22 protein-coding genes are annotated in these 25628 nt (G+C 69.1%); 13 read left to right on the top strand and 9 right to left on the bottom strand.

Going from position 1 to position 25628, the window contains the following annotated elements; all coding sequences use genetic code 11:
- Positions 1 to 76 precede the first annotated feature (76 nt).
- From OZ403_RS39350 to OZ403_RS39340, 3 genes are read left to right on the top strand one after another with little or no spacing between them, the layout of a single operon-like run.
- Complete coding sequence (locus tag OZ403_RS39350) at positions 77 to 559, top strand: DUF2267 domain-containing protein (protein WP_140786501.1); 483 nt, start codon at positions 77 to 79, stop codon at positions 557 to 559.
- Positions 560 to 582: 23 nt separating this feature from the next.
- On the top strand, positions 583 to 1017 hold the full coding sequence (locus OZ403_RS39345) for a CBS domain-containing protein (RefSeq protein ID WP_237077885.1): 435 nt from the start codon (positions 583 to 585) through the stop codon (positions 1015 to 1017).
- 54 nt (positions 1018 to 1071) lie between these two features.
- Positions 1072 to 2754 (top strand): MXAN_5453 family MXYO-CTERM-anchored protein, encoded by a 1683-nt coding sequence (locus OZ403_RS39340; RefSeq protein ID WP_268783176.1) that lies wholly within the window; start codon positions 1072 to 1074, stop codon positions 2752 to 2754.
- A 52-nt stretch (positions 2755 to 2806) separates the two neighbouring features.
- Here the strand turns inward: OZ403_RS39340 and OZ403_RS39335 are convergent, their stop codons facing one another.
- From OZ403_RS39335 to OZ403_RS39320, 4 genes are all read right to left on the bottom strand, one after another.
- Positions 2807 to 4672 carry a HEAT repeat domain-containing protein gene (locus OZ403_RS39335; protein WP_268783175.1) on the bottom strand — a complete coding sequence of 622 codons (1866 nt, stop codon included), beginning with the start codon at positions 4670 to 4672 and terminating at the stop codon, positions 2807 to 2809.
- A gap of 138 nt (positions 4673 to 4810) precedes the next feature.
- On the bottom strand, positions 4811 to 6163 hold the full coding sequence (dnaA, locus tag OZ403_RS39330; RefSeq protein WP_140786498.1) for a chromosomal replication initiator protein DnaA: 1353 nt from the start codon (positions 6161 to 6163) through the stop codon (positions 4811 to 4813).
- A 247-nt stretch (positions 6164 to 6410) separates the two neighbouring features.
- A complete protein-coding gene (locus tag OZ403_RS39325) occupies positions 6411 to 8279 on the bottom strand; it encodes a HEAT repeat domain-containing protein (RefSeq protein WP_268783174.1) in 1869 nt (622 codons plus the stop codon).
- 25 nt (positions 8280 to 8304) lie between these two features.
- A complete protein-coding gene (locus OZ403_RS39320) occupies positions 8305 to 10731 on the bottom strand; it encodes a hypothetical protein (protein ID WP_140796275.1) in 2427 nt (808 codons plus the stop codon).
- A 432-nt stretch (positions 10732 to 11163) separates the two neighbouring features.
- Between OZ403_RS39320 and rpmH the strand changes: the two genes are divergently transcribed.
- From rpmH to OZ403_RS39280, 8 genes are all read left to right on the top strand, one after another.
- A complete protein-coding gene (rpmH, locus tag OZ403_RS39315) occupies positions 11164 to 11316 on the top strand; it encodes a 50S ribosomal protein L34 (RefSeq protein WP_002637840.1) in 153 nt (50 codons plus the stop codon).
- A gap of 12 nt (positions 11317 to 11328) precedes the next feature.
- Positions 11329 to 11748, top strand: a complete 420-nt coding sequence (gene rnpA, locus OZ403_RS39310) for a ribonuclease P protein component (RefSeq protein WP_140796274.1) — start codon at positions 11329 to 11331, stop codon at positions 11746 to 11748.
- On the top strand, positions 11745 to 11963 hold the full coding sequence (gene yidD / locus OZ403_RS39305) for a membrane protein insertion efficiency factor YidD (RefSeq protein WP_140796273.1): 219 nt from the start codon (positions 11745 to 11747) through the stop codon (positions 11961 to 11963). Before rnpA ends, yidD begins: the two co-directional genes overlap by 4 nt.
- A gap of 49 nt (positions 11964 to 12012) precedes the next feature.
- Positions 12013 to 13824: a membrane protein insertase YidC gene (gene yidC / locus OZ403_RS39300; protein WP_140800563.1), complete on the top strand. Its 1812-nt coding sequence runs from the start codon at positions 12013 to 12015 to the stop codon at positions 13822 to 13824.
- Positions 13821 to 14603: a hypothetical protein gene (locus OZ403_RS39295; protein ID WP_140796271.1), complete on the top strand. Its 783-nt coding sequence runs from the start codon at positions 13821 to 13823 to the stop codon at positions 14601 to 14603. The genes yidC and OZ403_RS39295 overlap by 4 nt, the downstream gene beginning before the upstream one ends.
- A 48-nt stretch (positions 14604 to 14651) precedes the next feature.
- Positions 14652 to 14879, top strand: a complete 228-nt coding sequence (locus OZ403_RS39290) for a hypothetical protein (protein WP_140796270.1) — start codon at positions 14652 to 14654, stop codon at positions 14877 to 14879.
- A 49-nt stretch (positions 14880 to 14928) separates the two neighbouring features.
- On the top strand, positions 14929 to 16257 hold the full coding sequence (gene mnmE / locus OZ403_RS39285) for a tRNA uridine-5-carboxymethylaminomethyl(34) synthesis GTPase MnmE (protein ID WP_268783173.1): 1329 nt from the start codon (positions 14929 to 14931) through the stop codon (positions 16255 to 16257).
- A 76-nt stretch (positions 16258 to 16333) separates the two neighbouring features.
- The gene (locus tag OZ403_RS39280) at positions 16334 to 16939 is read left to right on the top strand and encodes a Uma2 family endonuclease (protein WP_174259025.1); all 606 of its coding nucleotides are present in this window, start codon (positions 16334 to 16336) and stop codon (positions 16937 to 16939) included.
- Positions 16940 to 16999: 60 nt separating this feature from the next.
- Here the strand turns inward: OZ403_RS39280 and OZ403_RS39275 are convergent, their stop codons facing one another.
- From OZ403_RS39275 to OZ403_RS39260, 4 genes are all read right to left on the bottom strand, one after another.
- Positions 17000 to 17386, bottom strand: coding sequence for a DoxX family protein (locus OZ403_RS39275; protein ID WP_140796267.1), 387 nt, complete (start codon positions 17384 to 17386; stop codon positions 17000 to 17002).
- 17 nt (positions 17387 to 17403) lie between these two features.
- Positions 17404 to 17844 (bottom strand): SRPBCC family protein, encoded by a 441-nt coding sequence (locus tag OZ403_RS39270; protein ID WP_140796266.1) that lies wholly within the window; start codon positions 17842 to 17844, stop codon positions 17404 to 17406.
- Positions 17841 to 18167 carry an ArsR/SmtB family transcription factor gene (locus OZ403_RS39265; protein ID WP_011557403.1) on the bottom strand — a complete coding sequence of 109 codons (327 nt, stop codon included), beginning with the start codon at positions 18165 to 18167 and terminating at the stop codon, positions 17841 to 17843. Before OZ403_RS39265 ends, OZ403_RS39270 begins: the two co-directional genes overlap by 4 nt.
- 399 nt (positions 18168 to 18566) lie before the next feature.
- The gene (locus OZ403_RS39260; protein ID WP_268783172.1) at positions 18567 to 19808 is read right to left on the bottom strand and encodes a general secretion pathway protein GspE; all 1242 of its coding nucleotides are present in this window, start codon (positions 19806 to 19808) and stop codon (positions 18567 to 18569) included.
- 295 nt (positions 19809 to 20103) lie between these two features.
- Here OZ403_RS39260 and OZ403_RS39255 point away from each other — a divergent pair, with 295 nt between their 5' ends.
- Entirely contained in the window at positions 20104 to 20697 is a 594-nt protein-coding gene (locus OZ403_RS39255) for a cysteine dioxygenase (protein ID WP_268783171.1), read from the top strand.
- An 84-nt stretch (positions 20698 to 20781) separates the two neighbouring features.
- Here OZ403_RS39255 and sppA read toward each other — a convergent pair whose 3' ends face one another.
- On the bottom strand, positions 20782 to 22572 hold the full coding sequence (gene sppA, locus OZ403_RS39250) for a signal peptide peptidase SppA (protein WP_237077882.1): 1791 nt from the start codon (positions 22570 to 22572) through the stop codon (positions 20782 to 20784).
- 220 nt (positions 22573 to 22792) lie between these two features.
- Here sppA and OZ403_RS39245 point away from each other — a divergent pair, with 220 nt between their 5' ends.
- Positions 22793 to 25624 carry a M16 family metallopeptidase gene (locus OZ403_RS39245; RefSeq protein WP_268783170.1) on the top strand — a complete coding sequence of 944 codons (2832 nt, stop codon included), beginning with the start codon at positions 22793 to 22795 and terminating at the stop codon, positions 25622 to 25624.
- The last annotated feature ends 4 nt before the right edge of the window (positions 25625 to 25628 follow it).

The following is a 25628-nucleotide window of genomic DNA, read 5'->3' as shown; positions in this document are numbered from 1 at the left end:
CGGCCGGTGCCTGGGGGACATGGGGTGCCCACGCTCACGGAAGAGACCCAAGCCCGACACCGGGGAGGCCACCGTCATGGCGAACATACGTGAGGAGCAGGGAGAGGCAGCGGAGGGCCGGAGCGCTACGCCCAGCCTCAAGGAGCAGCGCAGTGAGTCGCGAGCGGCGCAGACCTATGCGGTCTTCTTGAAGGACCTCGAAGCGAACGCGGGCGTCGTCCGCGGACTGGCGGAGAAGGCCGCGCAGTCCGTGCTGTGCCTGCTGGAGCAACGCCTGATGGATACCGAGGCGAAGCACCTGGAGGCCCAGCTTCCGCGGAAGGTGACGGACATGCTGAAGCGGTGTCCTCGGCACGAGGGCAAGGTCGCCCGGAAGTACAAGCTGGAGCAGTTCCTCGCCATGGTGGCCGAGGAGCTCGACACCACGCCCAACGAGGCCGAACGCCTGGCCCGGGCCGTGTTCCTCACGGTGCGCAATCACATCAGCGAGGGAGAGGCCGACGACGTCATGGGCCAGCTCCCCGCGGACCTGCGCTCGCTGTGGGTGCCCGAGGCCTGAACCGAGGAAAGGAATCGTGTGTGATGCAGAAGATTCAAGACGTGATGACGAAGGACCTCACGGTCATCAACGCGAAGGACTCATTGAAGGACGCCGCGCTGAAGATGCGCGAGCTGAGCGTGGGCCCGCTGCCCGTGTGCGACGGTGACCGGTTGATGGGCATCATCACCGACCGCGACATCGTGGTGCGCGCGGTGTCCCAGGGAAAGGACCCCAACAGCACGACGGTGGCGGAGGCGATGACGGGGCAGCTCGAATACGCCTTCGATGACGAGGACATCTCCGTGGTGGCGGAGAAGATGAAGGAGAAGAAGGTCCGCCGCATCCTCGTGCTCGACCGGGACAAGAAGCTGGTGGGGATTGTCGCGATGAGCGACTTGCTGGAGGCGCTGGCGGAGGAGGACGTCGGCGAGACCCTGGAGAGCATCTCCGAGGCCCCTCCCCCCGCTGCGCACTGAACGTCGGAATCCAGTGATAGCCTGCCTTCCTATTAAAAATGGGAGGCGGCATCCATGTCAGTCGCGGGACGGAAGTGGAGTGCGCGGGCCTGCCGGGTCCGTGGAAGGACGCTGGCGCTGAGCGTGCTCACGCTGGCCACGCCAGCCTGGGCGGAGGTGCCCGACTACACCCTGGAGCTCCAGGCGCGGACCAACCTGCTGGGGAATGCCTCCGGCGCCTACAACGTGGCGCCGGGCAACCTGCTGGCGGGGAGTCTCCAGATCCCGCTGACCGACGATGGCCAGATTGCCTTCCGGTTGGCGATTACACCCGAGGGACGTCAGGCGGTGTGGTGGGGCCGGGATGGCGCGGGGCAGCGCATCTATGTGCTTCCTGACCTGGGCGAAGACGCTCGTCTCAGCGACCCGGGACTCAGATCCCAGAGCAATCTGATCTCCCATGGCAATCTGGCCTTCGCCGTCACCGGGGCTTCTTCGGCGAGCCAGAACGGCATCTACCGGTTGAATGTCGCCAGTCCGGACGACGTGCGCATCGAGCGCGCACCGATTGGCGCTTCGAACTGGAGCAGCTTGCAACTCAACGAAGCCGATGTGATTGGTTTTCGTGCGTCGTATGGCGGTGGAGGGCAGTCCTATTTCCTTCTGGGCTCGGGCTGGGCGGGCACCCTGGTCAGCGACAACATCGCCGACAGCTCGAGCCCCTATTCGTTCCTGTACTCACCGAGGCTGAACGACCAGGCTCAGATTGCCGGTGTGGTGGACCGCGCGTCCGGGTCCGCGGAGTTCTTCCAGGAGCTGCGCATCTTCAACGTGACCATCGAGTCGCAGCTCGTGGCGCAGACGCGCGGGCTCGACGCGAACTCACCGGTGTACCGCTTCGCGTCCGTGCAGCCGGCGTTCAACAACCAGGGGCAGGTGGCGTTCCTGGGGACGGCCCGGGACGCGTCCGAACGGAACGTCACGACGTTGTGGCTCTGGGATGGAACGGAGCTGCGGGTGATTGCCCAGGATGGCCTGGGGGAGATCCGGCAGTTGGAGTTCTTCCCGCCGGACATGAACGACCGTGGGCTCGTGGTCTTCCGGGCCATCGACGCCGCGAACCTGCGCGCGGTGTGGGTCAGTGATGGACAGGAGCTGAAGCGGGTCGTGAGCGAGCATGACATCGTGACCTCGGACCTGGGACCGGCGCGCATCGACCAGGAGACGCCGTCCAACCCAGTGTTCGCTGGCGCGCCCAGCATCAACGCGCGGTCGGATGTCGCGTTGGCCGCGGGGCTGGCTCCGCCGGATAACGACCAGGAGGAGTGGGGCACGGCCGTGTTCATCGCACGGGCTTCGTTCCCGCAGTCGGATGGCGGGACGGGCGAGGACCCGGACGGAGGAACCGATGGTGGCCCTGGTACGGACCCTGACGCGGGCACTGGCACGGATCCGGATGGCGGCCCGGGTGAGGACCCCGACGCGGGAACTGGCACGGATCCGGATGGCGGCCCGGGTGAGGACCCCGACGCGGGAACTGGCACGGATCCCGACGCGGGCACTGGCATGGATCCGGATGCGGGTCCGGGCGAGGAGCCCGGGCCCGACGGTGGCCCGTCGCAGGATGCAGGGACTCAGCCGCCGCCTCCTCCGGACGGTGGCTGCGGCTGCCAGTCCTCGTCTCCTTCCGCGCTACTCCCGTGGATGCTCGTGGGGCTGATGCGGGTCGTCGTGGGCCGTCGCCGCAAGGACACGTAGCACTCCGGCGTTGAACGGGGGTCGGGCGAACTCATCCGCCCGGCACCCCGCCCTACTCACCACCGAGCAGTGACGTCGCCATCGCCCGCACGTTCGCGGCCCCATCGTTGGCGGCCACATCGCGAAGCAAGGCCGCGGCGGGAGCCTCCACGGCTTGCAGGTGGCCCAGCAGCCGCACCACTTCGATGCGGACGCGCTCACTCCGCTCGGCGCGCAGCACCCGGGCCAGTGCTTCCAAGTGGGCGCCAGCGACCCGTTGAGAGACAGCCTTCACCGCGAGCGCACGAACCCTCGCGCTCGGGTCGTCGAGCATCACCTGGTCCAACAATGCATCCACCGCCGCGCCAGGAATGGCACGGAGCGCCTCCGTCGCCGCGCCACGCACGGATGCCTCCGGATGCACGAGCGCCGACTTCACGTAGGCCAGTCCCGCTGGAGCGCCAGCCCGGGCGAGGGCATCCAGACAGACTTCAGGATCCAAAGTCCCCGAGCGACAGCGCCCCACGAGCCCCTCCACCAGCGCTTGGCTTCGGCCCGGCTCCGGCACCTCCAGCATCTTCGACAGCGCCCCCACCGACAGTGCCGCCGCGCGCCTCACGCCCGCGTCCCGCGTCGCCTCCAGCACACGCTCCAGCGCATCGCCCAGAAGCAGTGAAGGCCGTTCCATGCGCCCTATCACCCGCGCCGCGTGGGCCCGTGTCTTCGGACGAATCCGTTCCCCCTCCAACACGGACACCAGCGCCCGCTGCGTCTCGGGCGTCCCCGCGCTGGCCAGCGCCTCCAGCATCTGCTCGGAGCGCACCTCGTCCGCGGAGCCCTGACGAATCAGCGCCACGGCCCGATCCACTTCCGCCAGATTCTGTCGGAACAAGGCCGTCAGTCGCAGCCGCGCCGTGTCCAGGTCCTTGCGCTTCGCCAGCGCCCGCAGCAAGTCATCCAGCTTCGCCCCCTTCACGAGCTGCCTGTCCCGCGCCTCCAGCGAAGCCTCCTCCATGCCGGCCGAATCCGTGAGCCGCTCCGACCGCAACGTCGCCCGCGTGGCCTCAAACGGCCTCAGCGACGAGAGCCGGTAGTCCACGCCCACGTTGGTCAACGCGACCCGCGCCTCCTCGCGGATGCGAGGGAGCCCCGTGCCGCCTCCGCCCAGCTCCACCACCTCCGAGCCCGTCGCCTCCTTCACGTGCCCATCCGCGAACAGGGTGAAGTCCAGGTGCCCTTGCAGCCGAGGAAGCACCGGCGAGCCGGCGCGCAGGTAGCGCCGCTTCGTCTTCACGTAGGTGTTCGCGCTGCCACCCGCGCGGTACACGGCTTCGAGGTCACCGCGCGAGTCCGGCTCCTCGGTGCTCCAGCGGGGGCCGTCCTCCGCCACGAACTGCGTCGACGCGAGCAGCAGGCGCACGAGCCTCCGCGCCGTCGCGTCCTGCGCCGCATCGAAGTGCACGGCCATCAGCCGGCCCCGAACGTCCTGGCCCACGTACACCGGCCGCTCGAACATGACTTGGAGCGCCCGCAGCGCCGCGTCACCGGGCAGCGGCGTCTCACCGGCTTCCACGTCCAGCCGCGTGGGCACGAGGTGGCAGGAGAACAGGCGCTGTTCACCCTCCGCGCCCAGGTAGGTGAGCTCGAGCAGGCCGCTCCATCCGGTGTGCAGGGACTCCCGCGCGCCAGCCGAAAGATCAGTGTGGGTCCGGAGGTCCAGGTCGAACGTGTAACGAAGCCGGTGGCCCACGACGAGCACCCGCTCCCGCCCCTTCACGCCCGGGAGGTTCTCCTCGGGCGCCAGGGTGGGGGCTTCGTCATCCAGGGCCTGTGAAACAGCCGGCGGTGTCTCAGCGGGAGCCAGCGTCCGAGAAGTCTGGCCCGCACGCCACAGCGCGGCGGCCGTGAGCACGGCGAGCAGCAGGACCAGGCTCTTCACGCGCGGGCTCACTCCCCCGAATACGCGCCCGAGCGTCAATCCTGGCTGCGCGTCAGCCGGACACGGCCCGTTTCACGCGGACGTACACCTGCGCGCGTCATGGCGTGTCGTCCGACATGAAACAAAGGCACGGCTGCTTCAGGGATTGCCGAGCTTCAATTCCAGCTCCGCCAGCTCGCGCTGCACGGTGGCGTCCGTCATGCGGAGGCCTTCCACCTTGCGCACCGCGGAGATGACGGTGGAGTGGTCCTTGCTGAAGCGCGCGGCGATTTCCGGGAAGGAGCTCTTCGTCAGCTTGCGGCTGAGGTACATGGCCACCTGTCGCGCATGGGCCAGGGCCTTGTGCCGGCGGTCTTCCTTCAGCGACTCCACCGTGACTTTGTAGAAGCGGGCCACCTCGCGCTGGATGGACTCCACGTCCACCGCGCTGTGGGCGGGGAGGATGTCGCGCAGCACCTGGGACGCGAAATCCTCCGTCACCGGCTGGCGCGTCAGGCTGTGCACCGCGGACAGCTTCACCAGCGCGCCTTCCAGCTCGCGCACGTTCTTCTGGATGTGCTTGGCGATGAAGTGCGCCACCGAGTCCGGGAGGTCCAGACCTTCGGCCACGGCCTTTTTCTGGAGGATGGCCACCCGCGTCTCGTAGGTGGGCTCGCGGATGTCCGTCATCAGCCCCATGGCGAAGCGGCTGCGCAGCCGGTCCTCCAGGCCCGGAATCTCCGCGGGCACGGTGTCGCTGGTGAGGACGATGGCCTTGTTCATCTCGTAGAGCGTGTTGAAGGTGTAGAAGAACTCCTTCTGCGTCTCCTCACGCTTGCCGAGGAACTGGATGTCGTCGAGGAGGAGCACGTCGCACTCCTCACGGAACTTCCGGCGGAAGTCCCCCATGCGGTGCTCGCGGACGCTCTCCACGTACTCGTTGGTGAACTGCTCGCTGGAGAGGAACACCACGCGCTGGGACGGATCCCGCTCCCAGATGAGGTTGCCCACCGCCTGGAGCAGGTGCGTCTTGCCCAGGCCCGTGCCGCCGTAGATGTAGAGCGGGTTGTAGTGGTGGCCCGGCTTGTCGGCCACGGCCTGCGCCGCGGCGGCCGGGAGCTGGTTGCTGTCCGCCACCACGAAGGTGTCGAAGGTGAATCGCGCGTTCAGCCGGCCAGGGCGCGTGGCGCTCGCCTTGACTGAGGGTGTGGGTGGAAAATGCGGGTCCGGCTCCAGGCCCTCCACCACCTCATAGGCGATGGAGGTCAGGCCCTCCCCCATCCGCGCGAGCTGGACATCCAGCATGGGGCGGTAGTGGTCATCCACCCAGTCGCGGAAGAAGCGGTCCGGAACGCCCATCACCAGGGCGCCGTCACGCACCTCCAGCGGGCGCATCCGCTCCAGCCATCTCAGCGCATAGTCGAACTTCTCCTGGCGGATGGCATCCAGCATCCGAGCCCAGAGAATTCCAGCACTTGGGAAGGGGGTAGCGGCTTGGGCGAGGGCGTTCACGCGTGTCTCAAACGTGCAGAAGCAGGGGGAAAACGAGGCGTTCGGCGGTGCTAACAGACGGTTCCTGGTGGATCAAGCAACCGGCCAAAACCGCCGTAGCCTCAAGGGTTTTTCCCAACACGGATGATCCGCGGCGGTCATGCCAGCCCGGCCCGGTTGTGGATCATCCCCTCCCCTACCCCAAGGACTGGGGGACACCATCGGCCTATTCACTCATAGTGAATAGGCCGACGGTCCCCTGCCCCGGTCACGTCTCGAGCAGGCCGCGGATGCGCGTGTGGAGCTGCGCGTCTGGCGCGTCCATGGTGAGCAGGTGCTGGAGGAGCTGGCGCACCTCGGGCGCTTGTTGGAGGTAGGGCTCCACCACCGTCACGAGGGTGTGGTGGTTCTCCACGGGCACTCGGCCGGAGAGGACCAGGTCTCGCAGTTGGCGCAGGACCGAGTCGTCCAGGTCCCGGCGGCTCAGCGCCGTCAGCGCGGAGGACTGCACGGGTGCGTCGGTGTCCTCGGTCATGGAGAGGAGCGTGCGCATGGCCTGGGGTGTCTGAATCTTCCGCAGCGCGCGGGCCGAGGCCCGGCGCACCTGGGCGTCCGCGTCCTGGGCGTAGTGGGCGATGACGTCCACCTGCTCCTCCAGGCCCGCGTTGCCCAGCGCGAGCAGCAGGTGGGCCTTGCCCTCGGGCGTGCGCGCGGCGCGCAGTTCGGCCCCGAGCTGCTGGACGGCGGCCAGGGACTCCGCGTCCTGCTGCTGCCGGTAGAGCGCGCCGGCGGTGGCACCCAGGGCGTAGGCGGTGGCCACGCGGGTGTCGTCACGGGCCGTGCGGTGGGTGCGTTCGATGAAGCGAACCGTGTCGGGGGTGGGGCTGGTCAGCAGCGACAGGCGGCTGAGCAACATGCCGTAGCCGGGCTCGGCCAGCGCCTGGGGGCTGGACAGGGCGCGCACCAGCGCCGTCTGCGCCTCCGGCGTGCCCGCGCCCGCCAACAGGTCCAGCACCAGCGCCCGGCCACGCGGCTTCAGGGTGGACTGCTGGAAGAAGTCGGCCAGCCGCGCGCACAGTTCGGGCTGCTGCTCCAGCAGGCCCGTGGCCTGGAGGAGGAAGTGGTTGTGCTCCGGGAAGGTGCCGCCGTTGGCGTACTTCTCCATCAGCTCGAAGAAGCGCTCCGGGGTGAGTCCATCCACCTGCTGCGCCAGCATCCGCTCCCGCGCGTGGGCGTCCGTCACCAGTTCACCCGGCGCGAGCCGCTGGAGCTGCGCGGCTGGCGCGGCGGAGGCCTGCGCCACCACGAAGCGCTCTCGCTTGCCGGGCTCCAGGCGGAGCTGGATGTGCGAGGTGGCGGTGGGCTCGCCGCCACCGGTCGGGCGGCGGAGTACCCGCTCTTCACCTGAGAGACGCTCCAGGACGCCGTCCGCGTCCAGTGTCATCTCGAAGCGTGAGTCCACCTCCACGGCGCCGCTGCCCGTGCCCATGCCGCGGGGCTCCGGGTAGGCCAGGCGCCGCTTGAGGATGCGCGCGGGCAGGGCGCCTTCGTCCAGCCGCGCGTACTCCGTGAGCGCCGTGCCCCGCGACGTCAACTCCTCCACTTGCCAGGTGGCGCCGTCGCGCAGCACCCACTGGAGCTCGCCGGCCAGCGTCTGCACGGTGTTCTTGAAGAGGGAGGGGTCTTCCTCCTGGAAGGAGACGGCGCGCAGGGTGCCGTCGGCGTCCAGGTCCAGCAGGGCCTCGCGGCCGGTGAAGGTGGCCGCGACGGCCGCGGCGTCCGGCAGCAGCGCGTGGCCAAACAGCTCGAGCGTGTGCTCGCGGAGGTTCTCCAGGCTCAGCCCCACGCGCAGGGCGGTGCCCTGCGCGGGGTGGCCGCGGAGGACCAGGTCTCCAACGAAGTGGGCCCGGCCCCCCATGGCGGTGGGTTTCTGTTGCGACCCGGCGAGGCGCACCTCGGTCCGGGCCGTGTAGTCCATGCGGTACGTCCGGCGCTCCCCCATGGGGAAGTGGACGCGGAGGGGCGTCGCCGCTGGAGGCGCCCCGGTGACGGGGGCCTGGGTGTGGAAGACCCAGGCGGCTCCCAGGAGCAGCAGTGCCAGCAGTGCACCGCCAGTGATGACCTTGCGTGCGTTCATGGGGCGTCTCCAGCGGGTACGGGGATTACAGCAGGGAGCGCAGGTCGACGAGGTTGACGTTGAACGCGTGGTCGAACAGCTTCACGTTCTCCTGGATGCCGTTCCAGCTCACGAGCGTCTCCTCGAACTCCGCCTCGAAGGGCCAGACGCCCACCTCCACGTAGGCGGCGATGCTGCCGGACAGGAAGGTGAACTTCAGGTCGGAGCTCCCCTCCATGCGCAGCTTCAACTGGCCCCCGGACGACGCCAGCCAGACGCGGCCGTCGAGCGGGACGGCGGCGTGGACCAACTGGAGGCGGCCCTTCACGCCCGCCTCGATGATGAAGAGGTCGACGCTCGCGTACAGCTCACCGTCCACCTGCGCGTAGGGCTTGATGTGTCCGGCGACGCCCAGATTCGTCACGCTGCACGCCGTGGTGCCCGTCACCGTGTGCTCCGCCGTCAGCGCGTATTCGAGCCCCACCACGCCGGCCACCTTGGCGCCGAGCGTGACGGGGACCACGACGACGACGAAGGTCGCCTGCGCGTTCACCAGCGTGGCCTTCTTCTCCTGCTTGCCGGACACGATGTTGAACTGGCCCAGCGTCAGGTTCTTGTGGATGTCCACCAGCGGGATGGTGTTGTCGAGCACGTCCAGGTCGATGTCCGCGCGCTTCTGCGTCACCTGCACTTGGGCGTTGATGAGGTTGGCGCTGATGCCCAGGGCGCTGCCGGTGGCGTTGAAGCTGCCCGTCACCTCCGGGGAGAGGCCGCAGTCGGGCGTGTTCTTCACGTTGTTGATGGCCACGGCCACCTGGTAGTTCGCGGTGGCGCCGAAGGTGTCATTGCCCAGGCTGTAGCTGTCACCGGACTCCCAGCGCAGGCGGGGCTGCGCCGTCTTCGGGTCCAGCATGGGCCCCACGGTGGCGGACAGGGCGCGCATGTACTGGTCCCGCCGGGTGAAGTACGTCTCCAGGCGCGAGGGGCTCGTCGTGTAGTCCTGCGAGGGGTAGTTGACGGTGCCAATCTGCAGGGGCTTCGCCTTGAGGTCCGCGAAGTCGTCGCGGGTGTAGGTCGCGCACTTCTGGAAGTCCTGCTCACGCGCGCCCTGGTAGAGGTTCATCACCCTGCGCGCGAAGCGCTTGGGCGACCAGTCGCAGGGAGCGGGCGCCTTGCCAGTCTGGAAGTTGAGGCAGCCTTGCGACTGGGCCTGCTGGAGCGCCGCTTCGATGACGGCATCCAGCGAGGCCAGCGCGTAGAGCTGGGGGATGAGCGGGTCCTGGGGCTCGTCGTCGTCCGTCAGGTTGCTGGACGTTTCTGGATCGGCCTTCAGCATCCCTGGGAGGGGGCGGTAGCGGCGGGCCAGCTCCGACGTGATGGAGGTGACCAGCTCTTTGCGCTGCTGGACGAGCGCGGCGAACTCCTCCTGGAGCCGGTCCAACTCGTACATCCGCTCATCCAGGACGTTGGCATTGCGAGTGACGCTCATGCTGCGGTGCCACGCCCAGCTCTCGTTGTAGTAGCTGGCGCCGTTCGCCAGGGTGGACAGCGTCGCCTCGGGCAGGATGGTGCCGTAGAGGTTCAGCGGACGGTCCAGGTCCTTGAGATGGATGATGGCCGCGCCCATCAAGCCAGGAAGCATCACCACCCGGTCCTCGGAGCCTGTTCCGATGGTGACCCTGCCCTCGGCGGGGGGCGGCACGGTGAAGAACTCGTTCTTCGGCGCGCCGGCGGGGAACTGGATGGCGGGCTGGATGGGGGTGCCGTCCTTGCCGCGCTGCACCGGGTCCGCAATCGAGCGGGTGCCAATGGCGGAGGCGGGCACGCTGCCGCCACCGGGCGCCTGGGCGTAGGCGATGTTGAAGATTTTGCGGTAGTCGGTGCCCGAGGAGGAGATGGCGTCCTCGAAGACGCTGTAGTCGTAGTACTTCTCGTGGACGTACTCGCGGCAGGAGTCGACGATGTTGCCGGAGTTGTTCCACGCATTTCGCTGGGTGAAGCGCGCGGCGCGCATGAGGCTGGCGGCCTTGGTCGACGCGGGGAAGTAGGTCCGGTCGCGGTGCGCGGTGCCCAGCATGAAGCTGGAGAGGCCGCTCATGTAGCGGGCGTTCGGGTTCTCCTGGACGAAGGCCACGCTCTTGGTGGCGGCGTCTGGCGCAATCTCCTGGCCGCTCGCGTTGCGGGTGACGGGCACCAGCACGGTGCGCTCGGGCAGGCTCGCCACGGCGTTCAGCGCGGCGTCGCGCACCAGGACGTTGCAGGCGGCGTTCGGGTTGGTCTTCGCCGCGTTCCGGGCCAGGTTCGCGCAGAAGGTGACGGGGTTCTGGCAGTCCGCGAGCGTGGGGACGTAGGCATTACAGAGGAGGATGGGGCTCGGCACCGTGATGATGGGGGGAATCAATTGGGCCAGGGCGGGCGCGGAGGACATGACAAGTCCGAGCACGACGACCTGAGGCCGCGTGAGCAACGACATGTGGACACCTTTGTCTGGAGTTTGCGAAAGAACGGGCCTTCAAAAGGTCCTTCGCAAAAAATGATGGTGTCTCTGGATGGGTATCCGCGGCCCCCAGCGCTCTCAGTTGTTGCGAGTCTGAGCCCGTTGGGCGCCCGGGCTGGCAGGCCCTCGCTGGAAAGAAGCGCCAGGGAAACAGACGCCCACGCTGTTCGCGGTTAGACTCCCGCCGCCGTGCGTTGGGCGGTGGTCGGCACCGTCAGCATCACCTAGACCTTCATGGCCCTACCTCAGGCGGTCCGATCGGGCCTCCGGGCGGGGCTTCCAGGGTGAGCCAGGGTGATCCAACGTTGACTTACCCTGGAAATGGGGGTACGGACCCGCCCCTTTCCCTAGTTCAGGTCGCGCCGGAGCGGTAGGAGGCGCCGCCGTCATCACCAAGGAGTAAGAGCCGTGTCCAAGCGCACGTACCAGCCGTCGAAGGTCCGCCGCAATCGCGCCCACGGGTTCCGCAAGCGGAACGCCACCAAGGGCGGCCGGGATGTCCTCAAGCGCCGTCGTGCGAAGGGTCGCAAGCGGCTCGTCGTGTCCGCTCCCAAGAAGTAAGCGAGTCTGCGTGTGAGGGCCGAGGGTGCGACGCCGGGCCAGTCCCGCCCGGCAGACCAGCGCTTCCCCAAGGCCCTGCGCCTGCTTCAACGGCGCGAGTTCCTCGAGGTCCAGGAAGGCGGGCAGAAAGTCCCTTCGGACTGCCTCCTGGCCCTCGTGAAGCGCAATGGCCGGCCGTACTCGCGTGTTGGCCTGACCGTGTCGAGCAAAGTGGGCAACGCCGTCGTCCGAGCGCGCTTGAGGCGCGTCTTGCGGGAGCTTTTTCGTAAGCGCCGCATGCAATGGCCGTCAGGCCTGGACGTCGTCCTGGTGGCACGCTCCTCCGCGAAGGATGCTTCCTTTCCGGCGCTGTCGCGTGCCTTTGACGGTGTCACCCGTAAGCTGCAGCGGCTGCCCCGCGCGGAGACGAAGCCGAAGGAGCCGCCCAGATGAGCCCGCTGGCCTTCGTCATCTCGCTGCCCATCCGCTTCTACCGGAAGTTCCTTGGACCGCTGCTCCCTCGGGTGTGCCGGTTCCATCCCTCGTGCTCCACGTACGCCATGGAGGCGCTGGAGAAGCACGGCGGCCTCAAGGGGTCGTGGCTCACTCTCTGGCGGCTCGTGCGCTGCCAGCCCTTCCACCCCGGCGGTATCGACCCGGTGCCGTGACGAGGGGTTCCACCCATTGCCGCCCTCTCCCCCGTGGAGGGGGGAGTCTATGAACGATCCGCTCTCGCCCCAGTCGAACGATTCGCAGAAGCGACTGTTGGCGGCCCTGGCCCTCTCGTTCGCGGCCACTGCCGTCTACACCTTCTTCTTCGCGCCCACTCCGCCTCCGCCCGACTCGGGAATTCCCGACGCAGGCGTGGTGGCCACGGCGCCCGCCGATGCCGGCACCCCCCCGGCCGTCCAGCCTCCCGAAGGCGGTACCGGGACGGGCGCCACCGCGGAGGCCCCGCCGCCTCCGGCGCGCAAGGTGGAGCTGCAGCGCGACGAGGCCACCTACGCCTTCTCCTCCGAGGGCGCCGGCCTCACCGCCGCCGTGCTCAAGGGCGCGAAGATGCGGGAGCAGCAGGAGCTCAGCGTCGCCCAGGGCTTCCAGAAGCTGTTCGGCAAGGAGATTCCTCCCGCGCCGCAGATGGACCTGGCGCGCCCCACCCCGGGCCAACCGTTGCCGCTGGCCGTGTCCATCACCGGCGCCAGCCCGTTGCCCGCGGACCTGAACTACGCCCTGGATGAAGGCGCCCCCGGCAACGCGGACGGCGTCACCTTCACTGGCCGCCGCGGTCCGTGGGAGGTCGTGAAGACGCTCAAGTGGCCCCAGGACGGGTTCGAGCTGAGCTACACCCTCCAGGTGCGCAACACCTCCGGCCAGCCGCAGAGCGGCGAACTGCAGGTGCACCACAACCGCGCCATCGACCCCAACTTCGAGCACGCACCGTCCTTCTTCGGCGGCGTGGGCAACCTGAGCCGCTCCGCCTGTTGGGTGGGTGACAAGCTCCAGAAGATGAGCCCGGGTGATGACGCTCCGGACGCCGAGGACGCCCGCGGCCCGGTGCAGTTCTTCGGCATCGACCAGCAGTACTTCCTGTCCGCGCTCTACCCGCTGGAAGGGCCGCGCGCCGGCTCGTGCTCCTTCGAGGCCACGCCCACCCTGCGCAAGGTGACGGCGTCCTTCCCGATTACGGCGGCCCCGGGCGAGACGGTGACGCTGCGCTTCGGCGGCTACTTCGGCCCCAAGGACCCGGACATCCTGTCCCTGGTGCCCGGCGCCTCGCTGCGCGCGTCCACCGGCCTGGGCGAGGCCGCCTTCCACCCGCCGCTGGCGGAGACGGTGGACTTCGGCATCTGGGCCGTCATCTGCAAGGTCCTGCTGACCGTCATGAAGTTCTTCTACGGCCTCACCGGCAACTGGGGCGTGGCCATCATCCTGCTCACGGTGGTGGTGAAGCTCTTCCTGCTGCCCCTCACCTACCGCTCCATGGTCAGCATGGAAGAGGTGAAGAAGCTCCAGCCGCGCATGGAGGAGATCCGCAAGAAGCACGCGGACAACCGCGAGCAGCAGAACCTCGAAATCATGAAGCTGTACCAGGAGGCCAAGGTGAACCCGCTGGGCGGGTGTCTCCCCCTCCTCATCCAGATGCCGGTGTGGATTGCCCTGTTCACCGCGCTGCGCAACAGCTTCGACATCTACGGCGAGCCCTTCGTCGGGCCCATCTGGCGTGACCTGACCTACAAGGACCCCACGTACCTGTTGCCGCTGGCGCTGGGCGTGTCCATGGTCATCACCCAGAAGATGCAGCCGCAGATGATGGATGCGGCCCAGGCGAAGATCATGACCTGGTTCCTGCCCATCATCTTCACGCTGACGCTGCTCCAGTACCCGGCCGGCCTTTCGCTCTACATCTTCACGAACAACATCCTCTCCATCGCCCAGCAGTACGGCCTGCGGAAGTGGCTGGACCGGAACAAGCCCCAGACGGGCGGTGGGACGCCGGCGGTGGCCGGTGCGGGAGGCAGGCGCAAGTGAGCGAGCAGGTTCCCCAGCAGACGCCGTCCACCCCGGCCTCCGGCGATTCGTCCGGAGAGTTCCGGGGCCGTGTGGAGAAGCTCCTCGGCGACATCCTCGGGCTGATGGGCTTCCCGGCGCGGCTGGACATGAAGGACGCCGCCGACGGCAGCCTGTCGGTGGCGCTCCACTTCGAGCCCGCACCGCCTCCTGGCGTGGAGGTGGGACGGCGCAGTCAGGTGGTGGACTCGCTCCAGTTCCTGTTGAACAAGATGCTGCATCGCCCTGGCGCTGACCGGCGCTGGGTGATGCTGGGTGCGGGTGTGCATCCGGAGCCCCGGCAGCGCCGTGAGCCCCAGGCCGCGGCGGCTCAAGCCGCGGCTCCGGCCGCGCCCGCCCCCTCCCCCGCCGCGCCCCGTGCCGCGGCGGCCCAGGCGCCAGCGCCTGCTCCGGCGAAGGGAGGCCAGCGGGGTGCGCAGGCGTCCGCCGCCAAGGCTGCTCCCGCCAGCAAGGGCGAGGGGGATGAGCGCTCGGTGGCGGTGGAAGAGGATGCCGCGCTGATGGCGGCCGTCAGACAACTCGCGGAGAAGTCGGGCAGCCTGGGCCGCTTCTACGCGATTGCCGCCATGAAGCTTGAAGACCGCGCGCGCGTCCTCACGTCAGTAGAAGGAGTGGGTGGCGTGAAGGTGGCGGCGGAAGGCGAGGGCCGAAACCGCCGCGTGGTGTTCACTCCGGACAAGCCCGCCCCGCTTCCCAAGCGGAGCATGCTGCCGGACGACGAGGACGACTTCGACGCGTGAGCCGCTGGGCGCGCCGCGCGCGCCGAGGCTCCCGAAGCGAGACGAGGGATGGGCAAGGCGAAAGCTCTCAAGGACAAGCTGTACGGCGCGGCGGTGCTCAAGATGAGCTTCCGCCTTCGCGGGGACGAGGAGTCCCCCGCGTTCCGTTTCGTCTATCCGGGCGTCCTGCGAGATTTGGAGCTCGAGGACGAGGCGGTGGAGCGGTACATCGAGGAGAACCGTGAGGCCGTGGAGAAGGCCGCCCGCGGCTCCACGCCTCCCATGGGCGCCCGCTGAATCAGCGGGGCCCGCGCTGTTCAGGGTGGATGCGCTCCACCGGCCGCGTATGACGTCTTCTTCCATGACCATCGCCGCCCTGGCCACCGCACCTGCCGCGGGCGCCGTGGGCATCCTCCGGCTGTCGGGCCCCGAGGCCCTGGATGTGGGCCGGCTGCTGGCCCCGGGTGTGCCCGCGCAGCCCACGCCGCGCCATGCGTACCTCGCGTCCTTCGTGGACGCGGAGGGCCGCTCGCTCGATGAGGGCCTGTTCCTCTACTTCCGTGGGCCTCAGTCCTTCACGGGCGAGGACGTGGTGGAGCTGCAGGCGCACGGCAGTCCGCGGCTCTTGCGGTTGCTGCTGGCTCGGGTGTTGGAGGACGCGCGTGTGCGCCACGCCGCGCCGGGTGAGTTCACGCGTCGCGCGTTCCTCAACGGGCGGTTGGACCTCACGCGCGCGGAGGCGGTGGCGGACCTGGTGGCGGCGGACTCGGAGGCCGCGGTGCGTGCTGCTGCCGCGGGACTCTCCGGTGTGCTCGCCTCGCGTGTGCAGGCGCTGGAGGATCCGCTGCGCGCGCTGCATGCGGACATGGAGGGCGTGCTCAGCTTCCCCGATGAAGCAGAGGGCGCGGATGAGGACGTGGGTGAGCGCGTCACCGCGCTCCGCGCTCAGGCGGAGACGCTGTTGTCCGAGGCCGGGCGGGGCCGGTTGGTGCGCCGGGGCGCGCGTGTGGCGCTGTTCGGTCCCGTCAACGCGGGCAAGTCCACGCTGTTCAACCGGCTGGTGGGCGAGTCCCGCGCGCTGGTGGATGACGAGCCGGGCACCACGCGCGATGCGCTAGAGGCCCGTGTCGAATGGGACGGGCTGGCGGTGACGCTCTTCGACACGGCGGGGCTGCGGGAGACGCCGGGGCGCGTCGAGGCGCTGGGCATTGCCCGCACGCGTGAGCTGCTCTCCGGCGTGGACCTGGCCGTGCTCGTGCTGCCGCCGGGTGTCACGCAAGCAGAGGCCGACGCGTGGACGCGTGACGCGGGTGGCACGCCCGTGCTGGTGGTGGACGGCAAGTGCGACGTGACGGAAGCGCCAGGCTCACCGCGCCAGCGCGTGAGTGGCCTCACCGGTGAAGGTGTGGACGCGCTTCGTTCCGACATGCTCGGGCGACTGTGGGGCGGTGGCACGCCCTCCGCGGTGGCGCTCGTCTCCGAGCGTCACGCCGATGCCCTGCGTCGCGCGTCCGAGGCGCTGGGCCGCGCGGTGAGTGCCTCGCGCGTGTCCACCCTGGAAGTCGTCTCTGGTGAAGTGGGGCTCGCGTTGGAGGCGCTCGGCGAAGTGTCCGGTACCGTGGTTTCGGAGGCCCTGCTGGACGCAATCTTCCAGCGTTTCTGCATCGGGAAATGACGCCTTCCGTCGAGCGGAGGACGTGTCAGACGGCCCCCTAGAATGCCCGCCTCAACCGGTGATTCTCGGAGGCGCTGTGATTGAAGGCATCATCCCCCTGGCGAACCATTCGATGCTCTCGGCCCTGCCCTCGGGCTGGGTGGGGGAGATTCTGGACGAGGAGCTGGTCGCCTCGCCTCGTCCCACTGCCGCGCAGACGCGCGCGGCCTTCATGCTGGGCGTGGAGCTGGGGGAGCAGCTCGACAAGCGTCGTGGCGGCAGTGGCCGCTGGTGCTTCCTGCGCGCGCCCGAGCTGCACCTCGGTCACGACATGCTCGTTCCGGACATGGCCGGCTGGCGCCGCGAGCGCGTGGACGTCCCCTTCGAGCCGGACGTCCCCTTCCTCACGCTGGTGCCAGACTGGGTCTGCGAGGTGCTGACGCCCTCCACCGCCGCGTTGGACCGCGCGCGCAAGCTGCCGCTCTACGCGCGAGCGGGCGTGTCTCACGTGTGGCTGGTGGACCCCGCCGCGCGCACGCTGGAGGTGTACCAGCGCGTCAAGCGGGGCTGGCTGCTGACGGGAAGCTACGAGGATGACTCGCTGGTGCGTGCCGACCCCTTCCCGTCCTCGACGCTGGAGCTGGGCTCGTTGTGGCTGCCCGAGGGCTCCGAGAAGCCCTCTCTGCTGGCGGCTGTTCCGTGATGCGCGTTGGCGCCCGCGCTGAGTTCACGGGCGATGTCGCGGGCATCGTCCGTCATGGCGTCACGCGGCGGCTGCCACCACCGGATTGAGGATGTAGCGGCCGTACGCCACGAAGGCGATCAGCACACCCATCACGAGTGACCAGAGCATCGGGTTCTCGGGCGTCATCTTCGTTGAATGACGCGCGTACAGCACGGCGAGCGCGAACGTCTCGAACGTGAGCACCGCGGCCGCGTGCGCGGTGAGGCTGGGCATCCACTTGAACGCCGCCGGGATGATGAGCAGCACGCCACCGGCCATCTCAAGGAAGCCGAGCGCCCGCCAGGCCCCGAGGGGGACCTCGCTGAACTGGCTCGCGAGCTGCTGGAACGAGAACGCCTTGTACGACCCGCCCGCGAGAAACAGCAGCGCGAGGACGGCCTGAAGAATCCAGAAGACGATGTTCATGGGTGGGGGCTCGGTGTTCAGGCCTTGAGGGCCGGGTTGTCTGATGCCTTCTCGAGTGTCTTGGCGAGCTTTCCGTGCATCATCTTCCAGCCGTACTCGGCGCCGTGGAACGCCTGGTCCTCCTTGAAGCCGGAGTGCTCGAAGAGCACGCGCGTCCCATCGCCATCGGCTTCGAGGCGGTAGCTGACGCGGGTATCCAGCCAGCCTTCGCCAACGACCCACGTGAACTCGAGCTCGGACGGAGGCGCGCACCGGAGCACCTCGCATTGCACGACGAGTCCATCGAATTGGGCCCGAGGGTCCGGAGGCACGCGGAAGGTGAAGCGATGCCCGACGCGCGGCTCGAAGTCGTTCGGGTACATCCAGTCAGCGAGCGCCTCGCTGGTCGCGAGCGCGCGCCACACGACGGCGGGCGACTGGGTGAACTTCAGCTCCCGTCGGATTGTCTTTGTCGTCATTGCTGCTTGTCGCCTTTCTCAAGGTGCCGCCGCAGGCGGGCGAAGTTGTCGTCCCAGAACCGCTCGTAGTGAGCAATCCAGTCGCGTACCGGCTCCAGTCGCTCCGGCACGAGGCGGTACCGCCGTTCCCTGCCGTGCCGTTGCTCGGTGACGAGGCCCGCATCGAGCAGCACGCGCAGGTGCTGTGACACCGCCGGGCGGCTCATCTCGAAGTTCTCGGCGATTGAATTCACCGGGCGGTCGCCGTCGACCAGCAGGTCGAGCATGCGGCGCCGCGCCGGATGGCTGATCGCTCCGAACACCCCTGGCTCGGTGTGCATCATCGTGCACCGATAATGCGTAAGGAGATGCTTACCTGTCAAGCGGCTGGATGAAGGTGGCGCGGCGCGATGACTTGTTCACTCAGTGCCTGCGGATGTCGTCCGAGCCGTCGTTCACCGTCGCGGAGCTGGGGCGAAGCGGTTGAAACGAGGCATCTGCTCGCCGTGCCCCGTGCCGGTGCAGGCCTGACCTGGCTGGGAAGTCCGGCGGGCGCGAATGTCTGTCCTGGCTCTTGGGGAGCGTGACGGCTTCCGGGTTCTGAATGGCAGCCAGCGCAGCACGCTGGATGTCGTGGCCCGGCTCTTCGCCGCGCAGGCGTGCCGTCTCGACGAGCGAGTAGAAGAGCGCCGCCACCTCGGCGCCCCGCTTCGACTTGCTGCCGTGGTGGTTCTTCCTGCCCCTTAGCTGGCGCGCTTGAGATCCGCGCCACCAGCGGGGCGCGCCAGCCGCCGCACCGCGCGCAGGAGGAGATCCGGATCCACCGGAGCGGCGAGGAAGCCGCGGGCCCCCACCGCCTGGGCGCGAGGCAGGTCCTGTTCCGGCATCTTGCCCGCGACCAGTACCTGCGCGTGGACCTGACGCGGCAGCGCCTCCATCGACGGCAGCGGCGCTACCACGACCTGGGCCGCGTTCGCCGCGAGTAGCTCCTCCGTGCTTGCGACTTGAGCCCGCAGGCCCGCCTCGGACATCACTCGCACCAGCCCGGTGGTGGCCTCCTCACCCCAGCCGTACACCAGGACCTGAGCCATGGGCACCGGCTGCGCGGCCGTGAGCATGGGCAACGCCGTGGGGACGTGGTTCCGCGTTCCGACCGTGAGCTGCATGGCGCGCGCGGAGAACGGCGCCTTCGTGGACCCAGGCCGCGAGACATGCGCCAGGTGCAAGCCCTCCGTCGTGGCGGGCGTCGCGGCCTGTTCGGAGCGCCCTGCCTCCAGGGGCAGCGGCTGCGCGACAGCGGCCAGCGGCTCGGGCATGGCGCGGATGGCCTGCACCAGCCGCCTCATCTCCGCGGGCACCGCCTGCGCCTGGACGACAACCTCCTCCAGCGAGCCCAGCAGCGGCAGCCCATCCTCACCGCCAGGAGCCTCCATGTTCGTCAGCTCCGCCATGCTGCCGCCGAGCACCATGGGCATGCTCTCGTCCGCCTCCGGCAGCGAGAAGCTCTCCATGCCGGCCCGCCGGGGCGCCGCGTCACCCGTCTCCCCTCGGTAGAGCCGCCCAATGGCCCTGCGGATGGCCACATCCGACGCCAGTTTCGCCACCACGCGCGGCTTGCCGGACACGCTCTTCACCGCGTCCAGGGACGCCAGACTGGCGGGCGCGGCGATGGCCACCACCAGCACCGAGTCCCGGCCCCCCTGCCCTTCCAGCTTCAGCGGCACCACCCGGTGCGCCTCCGCCACGCGCTCCGGAATCAGCCAGGTCAAGCTCGCGTCCGGCGGCTGGACGTCCAGGTCCACCGTCTGCATCCCCGCCTGGAAGGCCAGGGCCTCCAATACCTGCTGCGCGGTGCTGAAGCGCTGGTCCACCACCACCTGCCCCAACGGCACGCCCCACTTGCGCTGGTACGCCAGCGCCGAGTGGAGCTGCAACGCGTCCACCACACCCCGCTCCAGCAGGATGTCACCCAGTCGCTTCTTCATCTCGTCCCCCCTCACGCCTTCCGCCCTGGCCGCCAGCCCCGTGGGGCAGCCCGAGTCCGGGAAGGTCACAATGTCTTCTACGCTTCCATTCGCCTGGGAGCTTCCCGGCAGGCGACAGACGCTTCCGTCGCCGCGCCACCTGCAAGGTGGGGACCGAGCCCCATCCCCCTCGCCGGGCGCGGGCGTCTGCTACTCGATGGTCGACCTGTCCTCACGTGCGCTGCGACGCGTCGAGCCGTCCTCCGCCCGACAAGCCGGAAAGCACCGTGTCGGAGCGTTGCCTAGCTTCACTCCCATGAACGCCATGTGCCTGGGCGAATGGGTGGAGCTTCTTCGGGAGAAGGCGGGCGGGATGCCGGGCCTGGAGGGCGTGGGAGAAGGCCTGGCGGGCCTGGTGCTGGAGCCGGCCAGCCTCCAGCCCTACCTGCACTTCCGGCGAGGGCGCTACACGCGCAACCTCATCTACCGGGATGCCAGGTTGGAGGTGCTGCTGAACTGCTGGGACGCGGGCACCTTCTCCCCCATCCACGACCATGACGGGCAGGAGTGCTGGTTCAGCGTCCAGTCCGGGGTCTTCGTGCTGGAGAACTACACCCTGGAAGCTGGGGGCCTGGGACCGGGGCCGGCCCGGCTGGGGCCTCCCGTCATGGTGGGCCCCGTGGGCGCGGGCTTCGTCGACTTCCGCTGCCCGGAGGCCCCCATCCACCGCGTCACCGCGGCGAGAGGCCCCGCCGTCTCACTGCACGTCTACGCGGGGCCGGTGGACCGGTGCCTCGTCTTCGACACGCGGAGGCAGCGCTGTGTCTCCCGGGAGCTGCGCTACCACTCCATGTTCGGCCGCCCGCTCACCCAGCTACCGGACGTGCCGCAACCGCCGGCGTCATTCTGAGTCGTCCCCGGAGGGACTCCGCGAGCAGCGCGGCGTGGCACCGAAGCGTCCCGGTGCCACGCGTCCGCGTCCTGGGAGGACGCGCTACCAGCTCGCCTCGGGGAGAGGGGCGTAGAGCTCGCCGCGCGTGCCCTCGAAGAGGCCCATCCGCGCACCCACGGCGTACACCTTGCGCACGCCCGCCACCAGGGTGGTCCAGGGGGACAGGACGCTGATGGAGGCGGCGTCGTCCTCGCTGTTGTCGCCCGTCTGGCCCAGCAGCTCGGAGAGGACCGCGGACGCGGGCTTCTTGCGCGGGTACACCTCCACGTTGACGCGGGCATCGGCCGGCAGCTTCGCGGCCTCCTTCGCCAGCTCGAGCGCCTTCGGATAGCCGCCCAGCGCATCCACCAGCCCGTGCTCCAGGGCGTCCTCGCCCGTCCACACGCGGCCCTTGGCCAGCGACTGCAGCTTCTCCAACGGGAGCTTCCGGCTGGCCGCCGCGCGCGTCGTGAAGTCCGCGTAGATGCGGTCCAGCGACGCGTCCATGCGGGCCTGCTGCTCCGGCGTGTAGTCCGCGTCCGAGCCGAACATCTCCGCGTTCTTCCCCACGGCCACGCTGTCGAAGTTCACACCCAGCTTCTCCCAGAAGCCCGCCGTGACGAACTTGCCCGCGTACACGCCGATGCTGCCGGTGAGCGTGCCCGGATGCGCGACGATGCGGTCCGCCTCCATGGCGACGAAGTAGCCACCGCTGGCGGCGTAGCTGCCCATGGTGACGATGACGGGCTTGCCCGCCTCCTTCGCGCGCTGCACCTCGCGGCGCACGGTGTCGCTGGCCACGTAGCTGCCGCCCGGGCTGTCCACGCGGAAGACAATGGCCTTCACGCGCGAGTCCTCGGTGGCCTTGCGCAGCGCCGCGGCGACGCTCTCCGCGCCCATGGACTGTCCACCCGACAGCGGGTTGGACTGGTTCTTCCCGCGCATCACCTCGCCCACGCCGTACACCAGGGCAATGGTGTTCCCGGACACGTTCGGCCTGCCGGCGCGCTCCAGGTACTTCTTCACGTAGAGGAAGCGCGCGCCCTCGCCGGCCTGCTCCTTCAGCCCGCCGAGTACCTCGTCCCGGTAGCGCAGGCCCGTCACCAGCTTCGCCTCCACCGCCTCCTGCGCCATCAGCGGCGCCTTGTCGATGAGGCCGCGCACGACGTCCTCCGTCAGCCCGCGGTCCGCGGCGATGCCGCGCACAATCTGGCCGAAGAGGCTGTTCGTGAAGCCCTCGGTGGCCTCGCGGTGCGGCGCGGTGTAGTCCTGCTCCGTGTAGGAGTTGATGGCGTTCTTGTACTCGTAGCGGGCGAAGTAGTGAGGCGTCACGCCCAGCTTGGCGAAGGCCTCGCGCGCGAAGGGCAGCTCGAAGGCGAGCCCGTTGATGTTCACGTCGCCCGACGGCTGGATGTAGATTTCGTCGAAGGCGGACGCCAGGTAGTAGCCCAGCGTGCTGTTGCCCAGCTCGCCGAAGGTGTCGGAGTACGCCACCGCCTTCTTGCCCTTGGCGCGGAAGGCCTTCACCGCGTCGCGCAGCTCCTGCGTGGCGGCCGGCGTCCCCGGATGGCCGATGCGCACCAGCAGGGACTTCACGCGCGCGTCGTCTCCGGCCTTCTCCAGCGCCTCCACCACGTCACGCACCGTGGTGGGTTCCTCGCCAAAGGCCCCCACCAGCGAGTCCCCTCCCCCGTGCTCCGACAGCGGGTCTTCCAGGTCCAGCTCGAGCACGAGGTTGGAGGGCACCCCGGGCTTGCTCGCGGACGCGAGCAGCATCAGGCCCACGAGGCCCACCACGAAGAGGACAGACAGCGCGCCCACGAAGGCCAGCGCGCCGATGAAGAATCGTTTCATCCGAAGGGACTCCTGATGCCCGGGAGAGACAGGGTACGGCCCTGGCAAGGGGTGCTTACTACTAACGCGCGCGGGCGACGATGCTTGCGCGTCCCCGTGCTTTCCCTGCGTGACGGTACGTCCGCGATGCCGGGTTGCTCGGAGTGCCACCGTTCGGGATGGCCCGGGGGACATCTCGGGTTAGAAGCCGGTGCACTCCCAGACGACCCGCGAGGACCGCATGAAGCGTCGTACCCCGCTCTCCCTGGTGGCGGCCCTGATGATGGTGGCCGGCACTCCAGTGTGGGCCCAGACTCCCGCCGCCGCCAACAAGGCCCCCGCCACCCAGTCCGCTGTCACGCAGAACAAGGCGAAGGGCCGCGCGCTCGCCCCCGTGACGAGCGTGGAAGGCATCTCCGAGTACCGCCTGCCCAACGGGCTGAAGGTGCTCCTCTTCCCCGACCCCACCAAGCCCACGGTGACGGTCAACGTGACGTACTTCGTGGGCAGCAAGCACGAAGGCTACGGCGAGACGGGCATGGCCCATCTGCTGGAGCACCTGATGTTCAAGGGCACGCCCACCACGCGCAACGTGCCCCAGGCGCTCACCGAGCGCGGCGCCCGGCCCAACGGCACCACCTGGCTGGACCGCACCAACTACTACGAGACGCTGCCGGCCTCCGACGCCAACCTCCGCTGGGCCCTGTCCTTCGAAGCCGACCGCATGGTCAACAGCTTCATCGCGAAGAAGGACCTCGACAGCGAGATGACCGTCGTCCGCAACGAGTTCGAATCCGGTGAGAACGACCCGCGCGGCATCCTCTTCGAGCGCGTGATGAGCGCCGCGTACATCTGGCACAGCTACGGCAAGTCCACCATCGGCGCGCGCTCCGACTTGGAGAACGTCCCCATCGACCGGCTCCAGGCCTTCTACCGGAAGTACTACCGGCCGGATAACGCCATGCTGGTGGTGGCGGGCCGCTTCGACGAGGCCAAGGCCCTGTCGATGATTCAGGACACCTTCGGCAAGCTGAAGAAGCCTGGCCTTCCCCTGCCCGCCACGTACACCGCGGAGCCCACGCAGGACGGCGAGCGCGAGGTGCAGCTGCGCCGCGTGGGCGACACCGCGCTGCTCACCAGCCTGTACCACGTGCCCGAAGGCGCGCACCCCGACTTCGCGGCCATCGACGTGCTGACGCTGGTCATGGGCAACAACCCCTCCGGGCGCCTCTACAAGTCGATGGTGGAGACGAAGAAGGCCTCACGTGTGAGCGCGTCGAACCTCCAGCTTCGCGACCCGGGCATCATCGTCTTCAGCGCGGAGATGCGCGACGACCAGCCGGTGGCCGCGGCCCGCGAGGCGCTGCTGAAGACGGTGGAGGACGCGTCCCGCACGCCGTTCACCGAGGAAGAGGTCAACCGGGCCAAGGCCACGTTGTCCAAGTACATCGACCTCACCATCAACAACTCCGAGCGCGTCGCCATCAACCTGTCGGAGTGGGAGGCCACCGGTGACTGGCGCCTGCTCTTCCTGCACCGCGACCGCATCGAGGCCGTGACGACCGAGGACGTGACGCGCGTGGCGGCCGCCTACCTCAAGTCCTCCAACCGGACGCTGGGCACCTTCATCCCCACCCCGAAGCCGGACCGGGCGGAGCTGCCGGCGCCGGTGGACGTGGCGACGATGATGGAGGGCTTCAAGGGCCGTGACGCCGTGGCGCAGGGCGAGGCGTTCGACCCGTCACCGGCCAACATCGAGTCGCGCGTGCAGCGCGGTGAGCTGCCGGGGGGCGCGAAGTACGCGGTGCTGCCGAAGAAGACGCGCGGCAACATGGTGAACGTGTCCCTCACCCTGCGCTGGGGCACCGAGGAGGCGCTGCGCGGCAAGTCGGACGCGGCGCAGTACGCCGGACGCATGCTGATGCGCGGCACGAAGAAGCGCACGCGGCAGCAGCTCCAGGACGCGTTCGACAAGCTGAAGGCGCGCGTGGGCGTGGATGGCAGCAGCACCGGTGTCTCCGCCTCCATCGAGTGCCCGCGGGACAGCCTGCCGGAAGTCCTCAAGCTGGTGGCCGAGGTGCTGCGCGAGCCCTCCTTCGACGAGAAGGAGTTCGCCATGCTGAAGCAGGAGCGGCTGGCGTCGCTGGAGTCCGAGCGCAGTGAGCCACAGACGCTGGGCAACATCGCCTTCTGGCGTTCGCTGTCGGGCCACTACCCGAAGGGCCACCCCTACTACGTGGCCACGCTGGACGAGCGCATCGCCGGGGTGAAGGACACCACGCTGGAGCAGGCGCGTGCCTTCCACAAGGCCTTCTACGGCGCGTCGAATGGCGAGCTGGCCGTGGTGGGTGACTTCGAGTCCAAGGACATCGTGGCGCTCGCCGGCACCCTCCTGGGCGACTGGAAGAGCCCCGCGCCGTACCAGCGCGTGCAGCAGGTGTTCGGCGGCGGTGAGTCCGCGTCCGTCGCGCTGGAGACGCCGGACAAGGCCAACGCGTACTACATGGCGGGCCAGTCGCTGAAGCTTCGCAAGGACGACAAGGATTGGCCGGCGCTGGTGCTGGGCAACTTCGTGCTGGGCGGCGGCTTCCTCAACTCGCGGCTGGCCACGCGCATCCGTCAGCAGGACGGCCTCTCCTACGGCGTGGCCAGCAGCCTGGACGCGAGCGACGTCGACGAAGTGGGCACCTTCTTCACGTACGCCATCTACGCCCCGGAGAACGCGGCCCGGCTGGAGACGGCCATGCGTGAAGAGGTGACTCGCGCGGTGCAGAAGGGCTACTCGGCGGAGGAGCTGCAGAAGGCGCGCACGGGCATCCTGGAGTACCGGCAGTCGGCGCGGGCGCAGGACGGCAGCCTCGCGCGGCAGCTCGCCAGCTACCTGTTCCTGGGCCGCACGCTGGCCTTCGATGCGGCGCTGGAGCAGAAGCTGACCCAGCTCAAGCCGGAGGACGTGCGCAAGGCCATGGAGCGTCACCTGGACTGGACGAAGGTGACGCAGGTGCGCGCGGGAGACTTCGCCACCGCGCAGAAGAAGGCCGCGCCTCCCGCGAAGGTCCCGGCCGCGCCGTGACGCC

Origin of the sequence: Myxococcus sp. NMCA1 (assembly GCF_026810205.1) — a bacterium.
Lineage (GTDB): Bacteria > Myxococcota > Myxococcia > Myxococcales > Myxococcaceae > Myxococcus > Myxococcus xanthus_A.
This window is presented reverse-complemented; position numbering and strand designations above follow the sequence as displayed.

Bases quoted from the DNA above. Each gene is read 5' to 3' on its own strand.
- OZ403_RS39350 (WP_140786501.1), top strand. From the start codon at position 77: ATGGCGAACATACGTGAGGAGCAGGGAGAGGCAGCGGAGGGCCGGAGC.
- OZ403_RS39345 (WP_237077885.1), top strand. From the start codon at position 583: ATGCAGAAGATTCAAGACGTGATGACGAAGGACCTCACGGTCATCAAC.
- OZ403_RS39340 (WP_268783176.1), top strand. From the start codon at position 1,072: ATGTCAGTCGCGGGACGGAAGTGGAGTGCGCGGGCCTGCCGGGTCCGT.
- OZ403_RS39325 (WP_268783174.1), bottom strand. From the start codon at position 8,279: ATGAACGCACGCAAGGTCATCACTGGCGGTGCACTGCTGGCACTGCTG.
- OZ403_RS39320 (WP_140796275.1), bottom strand. From the start codon at position 10,731: ATGTCGTTGCTCACGCGGCCTCAGGTCGTCGTGCTCGGACTTGTCATG.
- yidD (WP_140796273.1), top strand. From the start codon at position 11,745: ATGAGCCCGCTGGCCTTCGTCATCTCGCTGCCCATCCGCTTCTACCGG.
- yidC (WP_140800563.1), top strand. From the start codon at position 12,013: ATGAACGATCCGCTCTCGCCCCAGTCGAACGATTCGCAGAAGCGACTG.
- OZ403_RS39290 (WP_140796270.1), top strand. From the start codon at position 14,652: ATGGGCAAGGCGAAAGCTCTCAAGGACAAGCTGTACGGCGCGGCGGTG.
- mnmE (WP_268783173.1), top strand. From the start codon at position 14,929: ATGACGTCTTCTTCCATGACCATCGCCGCCCTGGCCACCGCACCTGCC.
- OZ403_RS39275 (WP_140796267.1), bottom strand. From the start codon at position 17,386: ATGAACATCGTCTTCTGGATTCTTCAGGCCGTCCTCGCGCTGCTGTTT.
- OZ403_RS39270 (WP_140796266.1), bottom strand. From the start codon at position 17,844: ATGACGACAAAGACAATCCGACGGGAGCTGAAGTTCACCCAGTCGCCC.
- OZ403_RS39265 (WP_011557403.1), bottom strand. From the start codon at position 18,167: ATGATGCACACCGAGCCAGGGGTGTTCGGAGCGATCAGCCATCCGGCG.
- OZ403_RS39260 (WP_268783172.1), bottom strand. From the start codon at position 19,808: ATGAAGAAGCGACTGGGTGACATCCTGCTGGAGCGGGGTGTGGTGGAC.
- OZ403_RS39255 (WP_268783171.1), top strand. From the start codon at position 20,104: ATGAACGCCATGTGCCTGGGCGAATGGGTGGAGCTTCTTCGGGAGAAG.
- sppA (WP_237077882.1), bottom strand. From the start codon at position 22,572: ATGAAACGATTCTTCATCGGCGCGCTGGCCTTCGTGGGCGCGCTGTCT.
- OZ403_RS39245 (WP_268783170.1), top strand. From the start codon at position 22,793: ATGAAGCGTCGTACCCCGCTCTCCCTGGTGGCGGCCCTGATGATGGTG.